General features: G+C 44.1%; 12 protein-coding genes. 5 read left to right on the forward strand and 7 right to left on the reverse strand.

What is annotated here, in order from left to right:
* Positions 1–224 precede the first annotated feature (224 nt).
* Positions 225–743, reverse strand: coding sequence for a hypothetical protein (locus tag ACVBIK_RS10065; protein ID WP_447169599.1), 519 nt, complete (start codon positions 741–743; stop codon positions 225–227).
* Positions 744–1,780: 1,037 nt separating this feature from the next.
* On the opposite strand from ACVBIK_RS10065, the gene ACVBIK_RS10070 reads away from it, so the two are divergent.
* The 3 genes from ACVBIK_RS10070 to ACVBIK_RS10080 all read left to right on the forward strand — a co-directional run bounded on the left by ACVBIK_RS10070 (position 1,781) and on the right by ACVBIK_RS10080 (position 4,999).
* Positions 1,781–2,143, forward strand: a complete 363-nt coding sequence (locus tag ACVBIK_RS10070) for a hypothetical protein (protein ID WP_447169600.1) — start codon at positions 1,781–1,783, stop codon at positions 2,141–2,143.
* Between the two features lie 206 nt (positions 2,144–2,349).
* The gene (locus ACVBIK_RS10075; protein WP_447161731.1) at positions 2,350–3,318 is read left to right on the forward strand and encodes a dihydrodipicolinate synthase family protein; all 969 of its coding nucleotides are present in this window, start codon (positions 2,350–2,352) and stop codon (positions 3,316–3,318) included.
* Positions 3,319–3,955: 637 nt separating this feature from the next.
* A complete protein-coding gene (locus ACVBIK_RS10080) occupies positions 3,956–4,999 on the forward strand; it encodes a helix-turn-helix domain-containing protein (protein WP_447161730.1) in 1,044 nt (347 codons plus the stop codon).
* A 34-nt stretch (positions 5,000–5,033) separates the two neighbouring features.
* Here ACVBIK_RS10080 and ACVBIK_RS10085 read toward each other — a convergent pair whose 3' ends face one another.
* The 4 genes from ACVBIK_RS10085 to ACVBIK_RS10100 all read right to left on the reverse strand — a co-directional run bounded on the left by ACVBIK_RS10085 (position 5,034) and on the right by ACVBIK_RS10100 (position 11,295).
* Positions 5,034–6,224: an SO2930 family diheme c-type cytochrome gene (locus ACVBIK_RS10085; protein ID WP_447169601.1), complete on the reverse strand. Its 1,191-nt coding sequence runs from the start codon at positions 6,222–6,224 to the stop codon at positions 5,034–5,036.
* A gap of 135 nt (positions 6,225–6,359) precedes the next feature.
* Entirely contained in the window at positions 6,360–9,011 is a 2,652-nt protein-coding gene (locus ACVBIK_RS10090; protein ID WP_447161728.1) for a parallel beta-helix domain-containing protein, read from the reverse strand.
* A gap of 404 nt (positions 9,012–9,415) precedes the next feature.
* Entirely contained in the window at positions 9,416–10,528 is a 1,113-nt protein-coding gene (locus ACVBIK_RS10095) for a DUF481 domain-containing protein (RefSeq protein WP_447161727.1), read from the reverse strand.
* Between the two features lie 137 nt (positions 10,529–10,665).
* A complete protein-coding gene (locus tag ACVBIK_RS10100; protein WP_447161726.1) occupies positions 10,666–11,295 on the reverse strand; it encodes an arylesterase in 630 nt (209 codons plus the stop codon).
* Between ACVBIK_RS10100 and ACVBIK_RS10105 the strand changes: the two genes are divergently transcribed.
* Positions 11,276–12,034 (forward strand): ABC transporter ATP-binding protein, encoded by a 759-nt coding sequence (locus ACVBIK_RS10105; RefSeq protein ID WP_447169602.1) that lies wholly within the window; start codon positions 11,276–11,278, stop codon positions 12,032–12,034. The genes ACVBIK_RS10100 and ACVBIK_RS10105 overlap by 20 nt on opposite strands.
* On the forward strand, positions 12,025–14,478 hold the full coding sequence (locus tag ACVBIK_RS10110; RefSeq protein ID WP_447169603.1) for an ABC transporter permease: 2,454 nt from the start codon (positions 12,025–12,027) through the stop codon (positions 14,476–14,478). Before ACVBIK_RS10105 ends, ACVBIK_RS10110 begins: the two co-directional genes overlap by 10 nt.
* Positions 14,479–14,649: 171 nt before the next feature.
* Here ACVBIK_RS10110 and ACVBIK_RS10115 read toward each other — a convergent pair whose 3' ends face one another.
* The gene (locus tag ACVBIK_RS10115; RefSeq protein ID WP_447161723.1) at positions 14,650–15,558 is read right to left on the reverse strand and encodes a TIGR01777 family oxidoreductase; all 909 of its coding nucleotides are present in this window, start codon (positions 15,556–15,558) and stop codon (positions 14,650–14,652) included.
* 86 nt (positions 15,559–15,644) lie between these two features.
* Positions 15,645–16,010: a dihydroneopterin triphosphate 2'-epimerase gene (gene folX, locus ACVBIK_RS10120; RefSeq protein WP_447161722.1), complete on the reverse strand. Its 366-nt coding sequence runs from the start codon at positions 16,008–16,010 to the stop codon at positions 15,645–15,647.
* Positions 16,011–16,059 lie beyond the last annotated feature (49 nt).

Consider the following 16,059-nt stretch of genomic DNA (forward strand, 5'->3'; position numbering starts at 1 on the left):
TCATGAGTATATGCCTATCCTTGACTCTTTTTAGAGTACAGTTTGATAAGCAGTTACACAAAGTTAGTTACAGTCTCGTCAAAAGTGACATTTAAGATAAGCCACCTAAACCAGCGTGAACTCTCGCGCCGCAATTTACTATATAAAGGTATTAGTCGGGCTTGTTCAACACTCGGGATAAGGACGCGGCTGCGCGCGGCCTATCCTTATTTGTTAGCAATAATTTACGCCATAGCCTTTATAGTTTTTAAAGCCTCTTCATATTGAACAGACAAAACTTCATTAATTGCAGTTGGCAACCTAGATATAATTTCACGTGCTTCATTTTCAGGTTTTTGTAGCAACAATGAAAATAGTTCGCCAGATAAAGGGCCTATATAATCATCTGCCATTGATTTTACGCCTGTAGCAAGAACCTCTGAAAATTTCTCAGCGGATTGTTGGTGCTCCTCAATTTTACTTTCATGGGCACTTATTTGTTCTTTATAATCTAATGTGACTTCGCGCTTAATTACAGATTCTATTTTTTCTAAATCGAATGCTTTGGAATACTCTAGTGCTGTATCAACAACAAGTTTTTGGCTTTCAATTGCTTTGGCTTGTTGCGTAACAACATCTTTAGTTTCACGAAGTAAATTTGATTGCTCTGTAATCCTATCTGCTAGGACTTTATTTTTGCTTTTTTGATACCAAAAAATAGCAATTAATAGAATGGTATTAATTATACTTGCTAGATTATCCACTGAACCCTTCCTTTATTGCTAACAGCTTTATTATCTAGCGGCTCGATAATCTTCCGACTAAAATTCAACTTAGCAGTAACCATACCAAGCCAACATACTGTTTTATAGTTAAAAAATAAAATTTAAGACCGATTTTATTAACATCAAGCCCGCAAAAGTGAGCGCCTTGATGTAGAGGTCTCTAAAACCTTTTATCAATCATCGTAAATTCAACAGGTTATCAAGAAAGTAGAAGTTTATCGAGAATAAAGCACCCTATTTTTGCTCACTTTACTCAAGATTTATCTGCGATAAGTTATAACTGTGTATTTATCTAGTACTTTAAAGTCTGCTCTGAATGCCCAAAACATTAAGAAATATAAGCCGCTATTGCTGTTCTCAGGCGCATAAATTTCTCTCGCTAGCTCGTAATGGGGCATTTTCAATTTAGAAATTGAATCACCACGACCAAAAGAAGGCTCCAATTATCCAGTGTAGATGCGGCCGTGACCGTCCATGACATGGACGTCATGGCAGAGCTTCCAGGGACGGACTTGCTGCGTGTCACGGCAGTATCTGCACATACCCCCTGGAGGCGATTAATAACCATGAACTTAAAGGTTCAAACGCACTACTTAGTAACACCAATCCAAAAATAAATGTAATCAGCCTTCATTCCAAGGCTAACCAACTTTGGGGCATTTCCAAGCTAGCAATCAAACCTGCACGGCCCAAATGAAGGCACCAATTATCCGGTGTAGATACAGCCGTGACCGTCCATGACATGGACGTCATGGCCGAGCTTCCAATGATGGATTTGTTGCGTGTCACGGCAGTATCTGCACATGCGCCCGCTGCAGGCGATTGGTAACGGTGAAGCGACAATTGAGAACTCGCTTCCCCGTAGCAACTACTCAAAAAATGTAATCAACCTTCATTCGAAGAGCAACCAACTTTGGGGCATTTCCAAGCTAGTACTCAAACCTATACGGCCCAAATGAAGGCACCAATTACCAGTGTAGATGCGGCTGAGGCCGTCGAAAACAGGGACGTTTTCGTTGAGCTCACAAGGACGTGCTCGCAGCGAGCCTCAGCAGTATCTGCACATTCCCCCGCTGGAGGCGATTGATAACTACGAAGCAACAAGTTCAAAAACTCTACTTGATAACACCAACCCAAAAATAAATGTAATCAATCTTCATTTGAAGGCTAACTCACTTTGGGGCATTTTCAAGTTAGAAACCGAACCATTAGTTCCTAATTTTGTACAGCAATTACCACGTGTAGATACGGCCGTGACCGTCCATGACATGGACGTCATGGCCGAGCCTCCAGGGAAGGACTTGCTGCGTGTCACGGTAGTGTCTGCACATACCCCGCTGGAGGCGATGGATAAAAACATGATAGACAGGCATTGTTAATGGCATCAATAGGATTAATCATGCCTGGCTTGTTGGTTTAGTTATGTTGGTTTATCGAAGAGGCATCTAATGAAGGAACATATTCACATGTTGTTTGTTGCCAATAAGGCCTAGGTTTGCCGAAGGGGTTTAACTTATGTGGTTTGTTTGGTATATTTTATACAATGAGTTCAGTGTGATGTAATTTTTAATAAAAAGGTAATATGATGGAAACAAATAGTACAGATTGGCGATATACAGTTATGCCGGCCGTGTTTACATGGCTAAAAGAGTCAGAATCCGGTGCCGTTGAAATAGACCTTGAAGCAACCCAAAAATACGCTGCAGATATTTTGAAAGTTCAAGGCAAGGGCGGAAGCAGAATGGGTGGGCTTGTCGGCTCAGGCACTCTGGGTGAGAATAGCTACCTAAGCTCTGAACAGCGTCTTTCTTTACTTAAAGCCCTTTCTGATGTTGCTAAACAATATAATGTTCCATTAATCAGCGGCGCTGCGGCCGAAACTAAAGAAGAGCTGGCTAAAATCGTTGCAGAACTCGCGACGGTTGGAGTGGATACTGTAATGGTGATGCCACCCAAAACTAAGGAAGCGCCTTCTGATGAAGAAATGTATGCTTACTATGAGCTTTCTGCAATAGCTGCAAAAGAGGCGGGCATAACAATTATGCCTTACAACAACCCAGATGCAGCCGGATATCATGCGCTTTCAACAGATATTCTTAGAAAACTTGCAGCTCTACCTGAAGTAACGGCTCTTAAAATATCAACTACAGATGTTTCAACTATCGAAACGCTGATGTTAGAGAACAAAGATTTAAAAATCTTGGCAGGTGTTGACACTGTAACTGTACATGCAGGACTTGCTGGCGCATGCGGTGGTATTACCGGTGTAGGGTGTATATTCCCAAAAGCGAGTGTCTCTATGCAAGAGTACGTTAATAATGGCGAATGGGCTGAGGCAAACAAAATTTCTCAGGCTATGAATTCTATCTCATACCTTGATGCTCAACCATTGCTTATGGAATACCTTAAGTTTGCTTTTGGTATTCACCATAATGACGCTGATGGCGGTCTTCTTACCCTTGGTAAGAAGCTAACTCAAGAGCAAATTGATGATGTCCGCGCAAGATATCTTCTAGCGAAAGAAAGACTTGAAGTTCTGGGTTTAGCTGACTAATCCTTTCAAATCTTCAAAAAGAGAAAGCTCCGTTTTTACGGGGCTTTTTGTTTCCGCCTTCAGAATTAAAAAGCGTGCTTAATTTGGAGGGAATATCAAGATATTCCTTTTTTAAATCTTGTAGCCTACAGGCAAGTCATAATCGGTTATGCCTATTGCACCAATATCATGGTCTATTGCTTTCTTAAATAATGTAACAACGTAATTATCCCTGTCAGTTCCATTTTCGCCACTCAGGACCCTTAGGGTAAATTTGCATTGTTAACTCCATTTAAAATTAAAACTTTTAGACTGAAAACATTTAGGTGCCTAAGAAATTAGGGTCTTACCAGACCATCCAGACCATCCAGACCATCCAGACCATCCAGACCATCCAGACCATCCATGTTTCTCGTTCGTAGCACAAAGCTTTGCTTTACTCGCTGGCTTCAGTAATGTTTGCGCATGCGCCCGCAGCAGGCGATTGATAACCATGAAGCAATAATCCAGAACACACTTCCCCGTAGCGAATACAAAAAATGCAATCAGCCTTCATTCGAAGGTAAGCATATTTTTTAAGCTTAAATTAATAAAAGGCTATTAATTCTTATTTAGATCCGCTAAAAATATTATTACCGTTCATCAGTTTTTGAGTGCAATGCAACAGGCCTGCAGTTATAAACCACATATGAGGGTAGGTGATCAGTCATATCCTGCCTATGAGCTAAAGAACTTACTTTGCTATCTTAAACAGCATTATTCGCCAGCATCTGTCGCTCAGCTATATGCAGATATTGGCATCGGTGAGGCTGAACTTATGCTGAGTGAGTTTGTGTATGTGTGGCAGGTTGATTATGCCATGAGCTATATCCGCCGCTTGAGCCAAGATCCTGAGGTTGCAGCAAAAGCTGCAACGGCATATCGAGTGATAGATCTGGCTGTATTACTGCCTTATTTAGCTGAATTTAACACTTTGGGTCAATGCTTACAGTTCGCTGTCTCTCACCCTGAACTTGTAGGCAGCTTTTCTGACACCTTGCTGAGAAATTATGACGGTAAGCTGCATGTTAGATGGTTAAATACCAATAAAGTCGATACAGAGCGTTATAGCAGTCAGTTCCAGCATAGTCTCTGCTCTTTGTTGGCATTTGCTAAGGAGTTGACAGGGAACAATATCCGGCTCTGTCAGGTGAATTTTGCTGAGGCTGAACGTGGGGCTGAGTTTCTCATTAACCAGTCTGGTGCTGACGTTCATTTCAACTGTGAATTTTTTGAGTGGTCGATTGAGCACCGATATCTTAATTTGCCGATAATCTTTAAGTTTGAGCAGCCTGTTAATCGGCTATGCATTGATAATTCGGGATCTTATGTTTCTGATGTTTTGAGTGTTTTACGATTACACGCACCAGAGCTACCGAGCATGGAGGCGATGGCTGAAACACAAAATATGAGTGCTAGAACCTTTAGGCGTAAGTTGGCCAATGCTAATACCAGTTATCAAAAGTTGGTGGATCAAGTTCGCTGCCAAATGGCGATAGACTTGATTTTAACCAGTGATTATTCGATTGAAGCGATCTCGGAACTGATGGGCTTTAGCGATGTGAGCCATTTCAGACAGAGTTTTAAGCACTGGATTGGTCATCCTCCTGGTCACTTTCATCGGTTAAATCGCCCACTTACAGAGAGTGTTACTCGTAACTAGGCGACGGTTCTGCCGCCTATATCGCGAATTAATTTCAGTGCTGACAGTTACCTACCTCAGGTGCCATCTCATCAATCCATTGCTCAATGAGCGCTACTGCATCAGTATGAGCGATACTGCGGCCAATGGGCGGCATCCTGTCCTTGGCTGAATTTAACTCCTGTCGATACACCAAAATCGAATGGTCTCCGTCTCCAGGAATAATATCGTAAGACAGTCCTCTTTCACCGCCATCCCAACCAGGAGGTTGTTTACAAATCCCGTATTCAAAGCTGGTATGGTCAACATAGAAGCCCAGTCTTAATCCTGAAATACTGGCAAACCCTTGCGGGTTATGACAATGGGCGCAATTAATGTCGAGATAGCCTTTTGCTCTGCTTGTGAGTGGTGCTGACTCATCAAAAATATCATAAGCCTTACCGACATTGCCAAGAGCGGGTAAACCCGTTAGCCTGCCAGTTTGTTGCCAAAGGTGGAGCTGGTTTATCTGAGAACCTTGATAACGGACTTCGCGATTAAGCAGGTGCGCTTTTAAGCCGATCGGCTCAATACGACTGCTATCGCTACTGGTTTGGTGGCATAACTTACATTCAGCTCGACTGGGAACGTGATAATCAAAACTTTGGCTCGTGCCTTTATGGTTTAGTGTATGTGAAATGTCTTTTCCGGCGACCTGCAGTGTTGCTTCTCCGTCTTGCCAGATATAGGGCAGCGTCGTCCAGCCAGTGTCTCTGTGGATCAAAAGCCGTGTTTCAATCAATACTTCGTTATTTGCACCGGTAACTTGCGTATCAAATGGCAAAGAGAAGGTTTTCACCAGCACCGTTCCAACTGGCATATCGAAGGTTCCGGTAGGGTCAAAAGCGATAACTTTATCTTCAGGCACAAAAATAAAGCGGTGTTTGCTGGCATAGTTAGAGAAAAGTTGAGTCGATAGTTGGTAGTTTATCCCCGGAGCCACAGGGGAGCTTGTAGGGATACTGGGGTCGATAAATAAGCCATATTGAGCCAAAGAGTCACACTCTTCATTCATCAATGCGTCCCAATTGACCTCAGTCGTATTGGCTTCGCAGGCAGAGCTTGGAGACGAGTCTGGTGTGGGATCTGGAGTGGGTTCAGGAGTGACGCTAGGAGTATCTGGCTGTATAGCCACTTCAGCCGGCTCATCAGAGCCACCGCAGCTCATTAAAGGCATGAGTAGGGTAAGTAAAATGAGTTTACGCATACATCACCTAGGGTTATTTTGGTGTTAGAAAAAAGGCCGGGAGTTCCCGGCCTTTATATTAATGAGTGCTGCGCTGACTTATGTAAGCTAAATCATTAGCAGCGCTCTCATACCATTACTCTTGCAGTCAGTCAGTTAGTTAGAGCAGCTTGCTTGTGGTAAGCGCTTAATCCACTCGTTGATGAGGGCGACACCTTCAGCGTGGGATAAGCTACGTCCAATCTCAGGCATTCTGTCACCAGGGTTATTGGTTTCCATTCTAAAGTGAAGAATTGACTCCTCAGGTTTACCTGGAACGATATCAAAACCGAGTGATCCACCGCCATAAGCAACAGGTGACTTACAGGTACCGTGGGATAGACCCGCATCATCAGCATAGGCTCTCCAATACTCGAGCTTGAGGCCGGTATTCGATGCATTACCCTCAGGGCGGTGACAATGGGCACAGTTTATATCTAAGTAGCCCTTAGCTGCATCCATGAGATCGCTATCTGATAGCTGAGCAACACTGGCTTCATCACCATCGTTATAAGCGGGCACTGTATCAATGGTCGCAATATCTGGTACACCTTGCAAAATACCTGCTGCTTGCCACTTTAATAGCTGGTTCATGCTGCCGTCACTGTAGGCGTAATCTTTATTCAGATGACGTGCTTTAGGACCAATAGGCACAAATTTAGCGGGGCTGTCAGCATCAGGTTTAAACTGATGACACTGCTTACACTGGTTCATGCTCGGTACAACATAGTCAAACTCCATGTCTGCACCGTTATGCATAACGCTCTTGCCTTGGATTGCACCAGCTTTTGCTAATACGGCATCAGATTTTTGGGCATTCCACACATAAGGTAGTGCAGTCCAACCTGTTGCACGGTTGATTAGTAGACGTGTTTCAACTAAATCTTCGTTAGTAATACCGCGTTTGCTGGTATCTGCAGGTAGCGCGAATGATTTCACTATGACAGTACCCACAGGGAAGTCCATTGATTCTGTTGCCGAGTAGTTGGCTTTCATTCCTTCAGGCACAAATACATAGCGGTACTTACTCGAATAATCGGTAAATAGCTGGGTATTCATATCGTAAGGAATACCGCCAGAGTTTGGCGCGTCGGTTGGGTTGCTCATATCAGAGAACAGGTTATAGTCAGATAGGTTCGGGCAGTTAGCCTTGAGTAGGGCATCCCAAGATGCGTTTGCCCCTTCAGCCTTACAAAGACTTAAGTCACCATCACCCTCTAAGCCACCTTCGTTTTCGCCGATGCTGCCACCGCCGCCAATGAGGTTACCGCCATCACAGCCTTCGGTTTCATCATCGACACCGCAACCAAAGATTTGGTCACCAAAAGTAACGGTATGAACAGGCAAGCTGACTTGTTGACACTTCATGATGTCGGCTTGAGTTTTCTCATACAGGAATTCAGGGCGGGCCACATCAGTGTTGTCATTTGCATATAAACGACCAAAAGAGACGTCGCCATTGTCGCTGGCACACACGTTATCACTCCCGTCGGCGGCGAATGGCAGTTCTTGTAGACCTAAATAAGCGGCGGTACCGTTGTTTGACAGTAACTCACCGAGTCCATCGTAAAGAACGCCCGGGAACTGACCGTGAGTAAACAGATAGCCTTTAATAATATCGTCAATCAGATAGCCGTTTGGCTTTTTGCCGTAACCTTCAATAACATTATCGTGAAGGTAGATATTGCGTGGCGTAGGTCGCCAGCCATCTTCGATCGGCTGACCTGGTTGACCGTAATTAGCAACAAAGGTCGAGATATCGGGCTCTGCGATGAAGAAACTTGAGATGGTTACACCCATGGTATCGTGGTTAGTGATCTCATTGTTGAAGATCTCGACATCATCGGTAGACAGAATAATCATCCCAGTTCCCGGTGGAACGATATGTACACCTGCTGGGTTGGCTGAGGCGTTAGCAAAGTTCTTTGTATTGTTATCATAAACTTTGTTATTAAAAATTCGCACACTTGAGCCGTACCTGTGGTTACCAATGGGTAAGTCAAATACTAAAATACCACCGGTATTACCCATGGCTTCGTTATCATATACGTCGGCATACTTTGAATTTTCAATCTCAATACCAGCCACGTTTTCTTTGGCGATATTGCGACGTACAACGATATATTGTGACTGACCGACATAAATACCAGCGTCTGCACTACCACGGACATAGGTATCTTCAATAAGGATATTTTCACACTCTACCGGGTAGAGACCGTATGCCCCGTTGCCTTCATCTAGCTCACCTTCCCATACTGTCGCGAGGCGGCGTAAGATAATCCCATTAGTATTTTTGAGCTTAATACCATTGTTTTTGGCTTCGTTAACCGATAGATCCTGAATGATAATGTTGACCGCATTCTGAACAAAAATACCATCACCTGAGTTAGCGTTTGAGAAGTCTAGAACCGTCTCTTCCATGCCGTAACCCATAATGGTCACGTTCTTTGCATAGCTGCCGTCACCATCAACATCGCCATCAAATAGCAAGGTTGATTCGATCTCAAAGTTGCCCTTAGGCAGAACGATGACATCGCCACTTTGGGCATTAATCAGCGCTTCCTGAATACGGATAGTTAGGTTTTCACCCTCTTCTATCATGATGGCGCCATCGGGGAAGGCGGGACTCGGTTCTGGTGCAGGTGTTACGACTTCTGTCGTTTCGTCTACTACCTCATTTTCGTCATCTGATGAACAAGCCCCTAAGCTTATTGCAATAGCGCTGGCTATCAAAGTCGGCATGAGCCATGAAGGTTTCTTGTTGAGCATAGCGTCTCCAAAATTATTGTTATTATGCGACTACTAGATTGCACTGACGTACAATATAAGCAATGTGAAATGTGGACAACAATTTCGCAACATGGTGTTATCAATTGCTTTTTGGGCATGGCTTAAACAAGGCCGGTGGTTTTAACTACTGAAAAATATTGTGAAGACGGTCACATTTAAACGCGCGTGTTAAAACAGCATGATTGAATGTATCGATTGATATTTTACCGAACCCTTACTGGTTTATTGGCCTCTTTCACTCAATTCATTTAGTGGCAGCTGAGCAATATGCAGCGTAGATAGAGGGCGGGAGACAGGCAAATACTGACAACATAACCAAAAAATCCCTGACATGGAACATGGCAGGGATTTTATTTAAAGCGTCAATACACTTACAGCGGATCTTAGATATCGATACCAAAACCGACGATAAACTGATAATCGTCTTGCTTAGGGATAAAGCCATTTGAGTCTGGCTGCGGATTATTGATGCGATCCCAAACAAATGACAAATCTAAGTCGAATATGCTCGTTAGCTCAATCGCTAATGTTGCAATTGCATGGTGGGTGTAGCCACCTGATTTTTCGTTGCCGTACTGAATGCGGTACAAGGTATTGAAATCGATATCACTGGTGATTTCGGTGTCATACACAGTTTCAACCACCATGGCGGCACTGCCGTCGTCAATTTTTTCGCCTGCTGCTACTTCATCAAAGCGAGTGTAAGTATATGCAGGACCGCCACTGATACTCCATTCTGTTTTAGAGTTGTCTATGATGTTGTAACCCAAACCCGAACCGACTGTGATTCGATAAGCGATGTTTGAGAAAGGGTCTTTATAGACTTCGGCAAACACAGGTCTTAAGTAGAACTGCTTTGAGATAAACCAGTCAAAGTTAGTGTTGATACGGTGGTTATTAATGCGGTTTTCACCATCAGTTTTAGAGTAGTTACCGATGTAATCTAGGTTAAATCGAGACTCGGTTGTACGGCGCATCGTTTTTGCTAGTGCGCTGTAATCGATTTGATCTGTATTTCCACTTCTAAAGTTGGCACCTAAGCTGATTTTACTCGACCAGTAATTGGCCTCAGATTGATCGCCAGCAATAATCGTCATGATCTGTGAGTTATCAAACTCCTCACCATTGATATAAGACTTACCGTTCTCTACTAATAAGTGACCCGTTTTAGTCGTAAGATCGGTAAAACCTATGCTGACGAGATTGCTACTTTGTAGCACTTTAACGTCTTCCCAGTCGATATAAACGGTATCGAGTTCATCACTTTCAAACTCTAGCTTATCGTCATAAAGGTTTTTAATTTCACCTTTAAGTAGTTCAAGAGACGTGAGCTGTAGCCAATCATATTGACTATCCACTGGTGGGTAGAGCAGCTCTGGTGTCATCGACTGCTCTTGAGCGACGGCTTGTGCTTTTAGTGTGGTATCTTCTGCAGACAAGGCAGAACTGGAGTAAACGGCGGCGAGACAACTCGCCGCTATAAGTGTATAGCGCATTTGGTATTCCATTAAAATCGTCCTGAGTTACAACTGTCCTATGGCTGACTTTATTATGTTGAGATCAGCTTTTATTAAGATACGAATTCGCGAGTCAGGTTAAATATTAAACAATTGGTGCAATGATTTAATGCAGATTATAAGGCCTGCTCAAACCATGGCAACATAAAATCGGCAATTGTTGGCTGCGCTTTTTGGTTAGGATGAATACCATCTCTTTGCATTAATGAGGAGTCGGTGACTATCTGCTCCATGAAAAATGGCATCAAGGTCAGCTCATGTTCTGTTGCGAGCTCTGTAAAAACGGTACGTATTTGTGACGCATACCTTGGCCCATAATTTGGGGGCACCATGATCTCGCTAAGCAAAATAGTGATTTGCTGCGCTTTTGCAAGCTCAATGATTTTTGTAAGATTTGTTTTCAACTGTTTTGGTGGAAAACCACGTAGTCCGTCGTTACCGCCAAGTTCAATTAATAAGACTTCAGGCTGAGCAGACTCAAGCAGAGCGGGCAGTCTACGTAGACCGCCTGCGGACGTTTCGCCGCTAACCGAGCCATTTACAATGGTGTGCTCTGGCATTTTTTCACGTAATAATTGTACCCAGCCTTCATTTTCAGGCATACCATAACTTGCACTTAGGCTATCACCTAGGATTAATATAGGGGCAGCACTCAGTGGAAAGCTGCTGAAAATCAATAATAAGACCAAACCGCCGAGCCGGCTTTTTAAGTCGAAGAAGGATTCTATGTCTGAAAATAGCGCCATAACCGTAAGTCACCTAGTTAAATCAGTTGTTACTCAAGAGGGAGAACTGACTATCCTCAACGGCATTAATATGGATGTCAAGCAGGGAGAGAGTGTGGCGATCCTTGGACCATCGGGTTCGGGTAAATCAACCTTGTTAGGACTACTCGCCGCATTAGACTCACCAACCAGTGGTTCGATACACCTCGATGGTGTGGCTTTAGAAAACCTAAATGAAGAGTCTAAAGCTGCACTACGTAAGCAAAAGGTCAGTTTCATTTTTCAATCTTTTATGTTGGTCGACACCTTAAATGCACTTGAAAATGTGATGTTGCCGGCTGAACTTGCCGGTGTGACGAAGGCTAAGGAGAAAGCCGAATCGATGCTTGAACGAGTGGGACTAAGCCATCGTTTAACTCATTTTCCGAATCAGTTATCTGGTGGTGAACAACAAAGAGTGGCGATTGCCAGGGCGTTTATCTGTGAGCCTAAGGTGTTGTTTGCCGATGAACCAACAGGGAATTTAGATTCGGCTAATAGCGATAAGATTGCTGATATGCTGTTTGAACTGAACCGTGAAAGTGACACGACCTTGGTTCTGGTGACTCATGACATGCAGCTTGCGAGTCGTTGTGAACGTCAGTTAATTATGGACTCAGGCCATTTGAGTGAAAAAGGTGTGCAACAACCGACCAAGCAAGATGTTAGTCATACCGAGGCGGGTACGGATGACGCCGAAGAGGCAAGCGCATGGAGTTAAGTTTAGCTTGGCGATTATTTAAAAGAGAGCTGTCCCAGGGGCAATTGTTGCTGATTATTCTGGCCATTACCTTGGCCGTATTGTCGGTAACAGGACTTGCGAGCGTGAGTGAGCGCTTGCAGTTAGCCATTAACGGTCAAGCCTCAAAGTTTATTGCCGCTGATCGTATTATTGACTCTCCGGATCAAATTGATCCGACAATATTAACCTTGGCTGACGAGCTAGGTTTAGCTCGCGTAGCAAGTATGCAGTTCAACTCGATGGTGTACGCTGGCGATGCGTTTCAGTTAGTTACCGTCAGAGCGGTCGAGCAGGGATATCCATTAAAAGGGGATATCGAACTGAGCAGTGGCGCAGCTAATGGCTTACCTCTACCAAACACTATCTGGTTTGAAACCCGCTTAGGCGGCTTATTAAGTTATCCAGAGCAGATAGAACTTGGCAATGCGAACTTCACTTTATCCAATGAAATTATTCGCCTGCCTGATGCTGGCTTTAATCCGTTCGCATCATCCCCTGTGGTGTTGATGCGGATTGAGGATGTGGCTAAAACGAAGGTCATTCAACCGGGTAGTCGAGTGACTTATCGTTACCAATTTACGGGTGACTCAGGGCAATTAGCGGCATTTGAACAACAGGTAAAACCGCTGCTAAATACGAGCCAACGTTGGGTTGATGTGCAGTCTGGAGATTCTCCTATTGCCGAGGCGGTAAAGCGTGCTGAGCGTTTTTTACTGCTAGCCAGTTTGTTAGGAATTGCGCTTGCCTGCGCAGCCATAGGTATTGCAGCGCAGCGTTATTGCCAGCGCCATTATGATGTGGTGGCCATGCTAAAGACATTTGGCGCCTCAGCAAAACAAATTCGTGTTCTTTTTGGTACTCATCTATTGCTGGTTACCGCCGTCGGTGTGCTACTTGGTTTACTCGGTGGTTTTGTCTTAGATAGAGGCATTACCGCATTTTTACCGGCAGAAATTGCTGCTTATACGCCACCAATCGGCAGGCCAATTATGTTGGGGATAGGCACGGGCTTTATTAGTGCTTTTATGTTCTCGGCATATCCACTGATGCGTTTATTGGCCATTCCCCCTTTAAGAGTGCTTCAACGTCAGCTTGAAGGGTTACAGCTAGGCATGTGGTTACATCTTTTGTTAAGTCTTAGCGCCATGGCACTGCTTGGATATTTATATTCGCAAAGTTTAGCGCTGACATTAACCGTTGTTGCTGCGGTATTGTTACTGGGGCTCTTACTGAGCGTGCTGGGTTTTTTCATGATCCGCTTGGGCCACAGCGTGGGCATGAAAACGACTAACCCACTGCAATTGGCATTAGCGGGTCTTAGACGCCGTGCTAAACAAAACGCGGTGCAGCTTGTCGGCTTTAGTAGTGCGCTAGTATTACTACTGACGATTTTGGCCCTTAGGCAAGATTTATTGCAAGAGTGGCAAAAGCAGCTTCCAGAGAACTCACCTAACTATTTCTTGGTTAATATCGCACCGGAAGAGACACAAACCATTAGCGACTTCTTGGCGCCACACCTTAAGTCTGCACCGGTTATTTATCCAGTGATCCGTGGTCGGTTAACGGCGATTAATGGACAAGAGTTGATCTCCAGAGCACAAGAGCAAGATGGCGTAGAGGGTAGAGTCGGAATATCCAGAGAGTTGAACTTAACCTATAGAGAGAGCATGCCGCCCAATAATGAAATTTTAGACGGGCAGTTTAACCAAGATAAGTCCGATGTTTCAGTTGAGTCCGGGGTTGCCGAGCGTTTAGGCTTATCAATGGGGGATAGCTTAACTTACACCATAGATAACCAAGATCTTACGGTAAATGTGGCTAGCATTCGCGCCGTTCATTGGGAAACGCTGCAGCCTAATTTCTTTATGATTTTTACTAAAGAAGCGCTAGCCCCATTTGCGTATACCTCGATGTCGAGTTTTCATTTAGAGGATTCTCAGCGTGGGCTAATTCTGGATTTGATTAAGCAATTTCCGACGGTATCAATTATTGATGTGGGGGCCATGGTAAGCCAGCTAAGGCAGATTATCGACCAGGTTTCCTTATCACTCACTCTTGTATTGATATTGGTGTTACTTGCTAGTGCCTTGGTGATGATAGCTCAGACTGAAGCTGGTATGGCAACCAGACAAAGAGAGTTGGCTGTATTACGTACTTTTGGTGCATCAGGCTGGTTATTGCGCGCAGCAACGGGGCTTGAGTTTGCGCTGCTTGGCACCATAGCGGGGGTACTGGCGGTGATCGTTGCCGAGTTCACCTTATATTTATTAAAGACACAGGTGTTTGAACTTAACGTGTATATGCACTGGCCATGGTGGGGAATTGCGCCTTTATGTGGCGGCTTAGTGGTTGCGCTATTGGGTATTTGGCGTTGTAGACAATTGCTCAATAAGTCATGTGGTGAGTTACTTAAGGGGCATTAATGGCGGTCCATTGAAAAAGAGAACAGTTTCGAGATTCTCAATTCGAGCTTCTTAATTCGATAATAAAAACCCAAAAAGAAAAGGGGTAGCTTAGCTATCCCTTTTCTTTTTTGCTTTTTAACTTTTTATTGTTGTCGATTTTGATGGGGTATCATTGAGATCTAAGTAACGTTACTTAAGCAGCACCTGCTTGAGTGCGAGTTCCAGTTCTGGATATTCGAACTGGAAACCAGAGGCTAATGTGCGCTTAGGCGTAACGTATTGCCCCTCAATTAATAGGCAAGACATCTCACCGAGAGCGAATCTCAGTGCAAAGGCCGGCACAGGAATAAAGGCGGGTCGTTGTAATACGCTAGCAAGAGTTCGGGTAAAGTATTTGTTGCTCACAGGGTTAGGGGAGCTGCCGTTGTATACGCCTTTACAATCAGGGCTGTTGAGTAAGTGAAGGAACAGTTGAATAAGATCCGATTGATGGATCCAGCTCATACCTTGCTCCCCATCGGCAATGGGGCCACCAAGTCCTAATTTAAATGCGGGTAACATCTTAGCGAGTGCTCCGCCCGCACTGCCAAGAACCAGCCCAATACGGACAATGCATACTCGAGTTTGCTCACTATCTGCCGTCAATGCGCCTTCTTCCCAGCGCTGACAAACCTGGTGGGTAAATTCGGCTAAATTGGTACTGCTGGTTTGATAGTTTTCATCGACCGCGTGTTGACCTTGATTACCGTAATAACCCACAGCAGAAGCACTTATAAAAGTGTGTGGAGGCGTGGTACTTTTCGCAATCAATGAAGTTAGCTGCTCGGTGAGGGTCCATCTACTGTTGCAGATCGCGAGTTTTTGTAAGCCGCTCCAGCGCTTGGCTGCGATGGGCTCGCCTGCGAGGTTAATTACAGCATCAAATTGATCTAAGTTATTTAGCTCATCGAGCGAAATGATGTAATGATGTTTAGCGCCGAGCTTAATGGCTGAGCGCTGGGGATCACGACTAAGGATGGTTAATTGGTGTTGCGGATCGATGGCATTAACCAGTTGCGTACCGATAAACCCGCTGGCGCCAGTCATTAATATATTCATAGGCTTAAATAGATATTCTCAATTTAGGGGCTAATCATGATGATTAAGGCCATGACATTTAGTACGCCAGAGAGTGAGTGTTAGATCTATTGCTTTTGATAGCATAGCTCTAGTGACACTGAATCTGCGAAGCGTAAAGCATGTGGTTTATCAATTTCTACTTTAGCAAAGTCGACCCATGGGTGTTCACTGGCAATATCTAAGACTTGGCTAGTAAGGTTTTCCAATAAAGAAAAGCGGTTGTTTTCAACTAAAGCAATGATCTTTTTCGTAATCGTGCGATAATTCAAAGCATCATCCATATTATCGCTGTTTCTCGCTCTATCAGCACAGTAGTGAATAACTACGTTAATGGTGACATCTTGCTTATTTTGTATTTCGTCTTCCTTAATGCCAATAAAGGTACGTAATCTTAGGTTCTTAATACGGATCACGGCGATTTCTGGTTTCATAGATAACGATGTCCCTGTTGTAGTGTTATAAGAAGCAGTTTATATAACC

Source organism: Shewanella sp. 125m-1 (assembly GCF_052977065.1).

Excerpts from the sequence above, each read along its gene's own strand:
- ACVBIK_RS10075 (WP_447161731.1), top strand. The coding sequence starts at position 2,350 with ATGGAAACAAATAGTACAGATTGGCGATATACAGTTATGCCGGCCGTG.
- ACVBIK_RS10080 (WP_447161730.1), top strand. The coding sequence starts at position 3,956 with ATGCAACAGGCCTGCAGTTATAAACCACATATGAGGGTAGGTGATCAG.
- ACVBIK_RS10085 (WP_447169601.1), bottom strand. The coding sequence starts at position 6,224 with ATGCGTAAACTCATTTTACTTACCCTACTCATGCCTTTAATGAGCTGC.
- ACVBIK_RS10090 (WP_447161728.1), bottom strand. The coding sequence starts at position 9,011 with ATGCTCAACAAGAAACCTTCATGGCTCATGCCGACTTTGATAGCCAGC.
- ACVBIK_RS10095 (WP_447161727.1), bottom strand. The coding sequence starts at position 10,528 with ATGCGCTATACACTTATAGCGGCGAGTTGTCTCGCCGCCGTTTACTCC.
- ACVBIK_RS10105 (WP_447169602.1), top strand. The coding sequence starts at position 11,276 with ATGTCTGAAAATAGCGCCATAACCGTAAGTCACCTAGTTAAATCAGTT.
- ACVBIK_RS10100 (WP_447161726.1), bottom strand. The coding sequence starts at position 11,295 with ATGGCGCTATTTTCAGACATAGAATCCTTCTTCGACTTAAAAAGCCGG.
- ACVBIK_RS10110 (WP_447169603.1), top strand. The coding sequence starts at position 12,025 with ATGGAGTTAAGTTTAGCTTGGCGATTATTTAAAAGAGAGCTGTCCCAG.
- ACVBIK_RS10115 (WP_447161723.1), bottom strand. The coding sequence starts at position 15,558 with ATGAATATATTAATGACTGGCGCCAGCGGGTTTATCGGTACGCAACTG.
- folX (WP_447161722.1), bottom strand. The coding sequence starts at position 16,010 with ATGAAACCAGAAATCGCCGTGATCCGTATTAAGAACCTAAGATTACGT.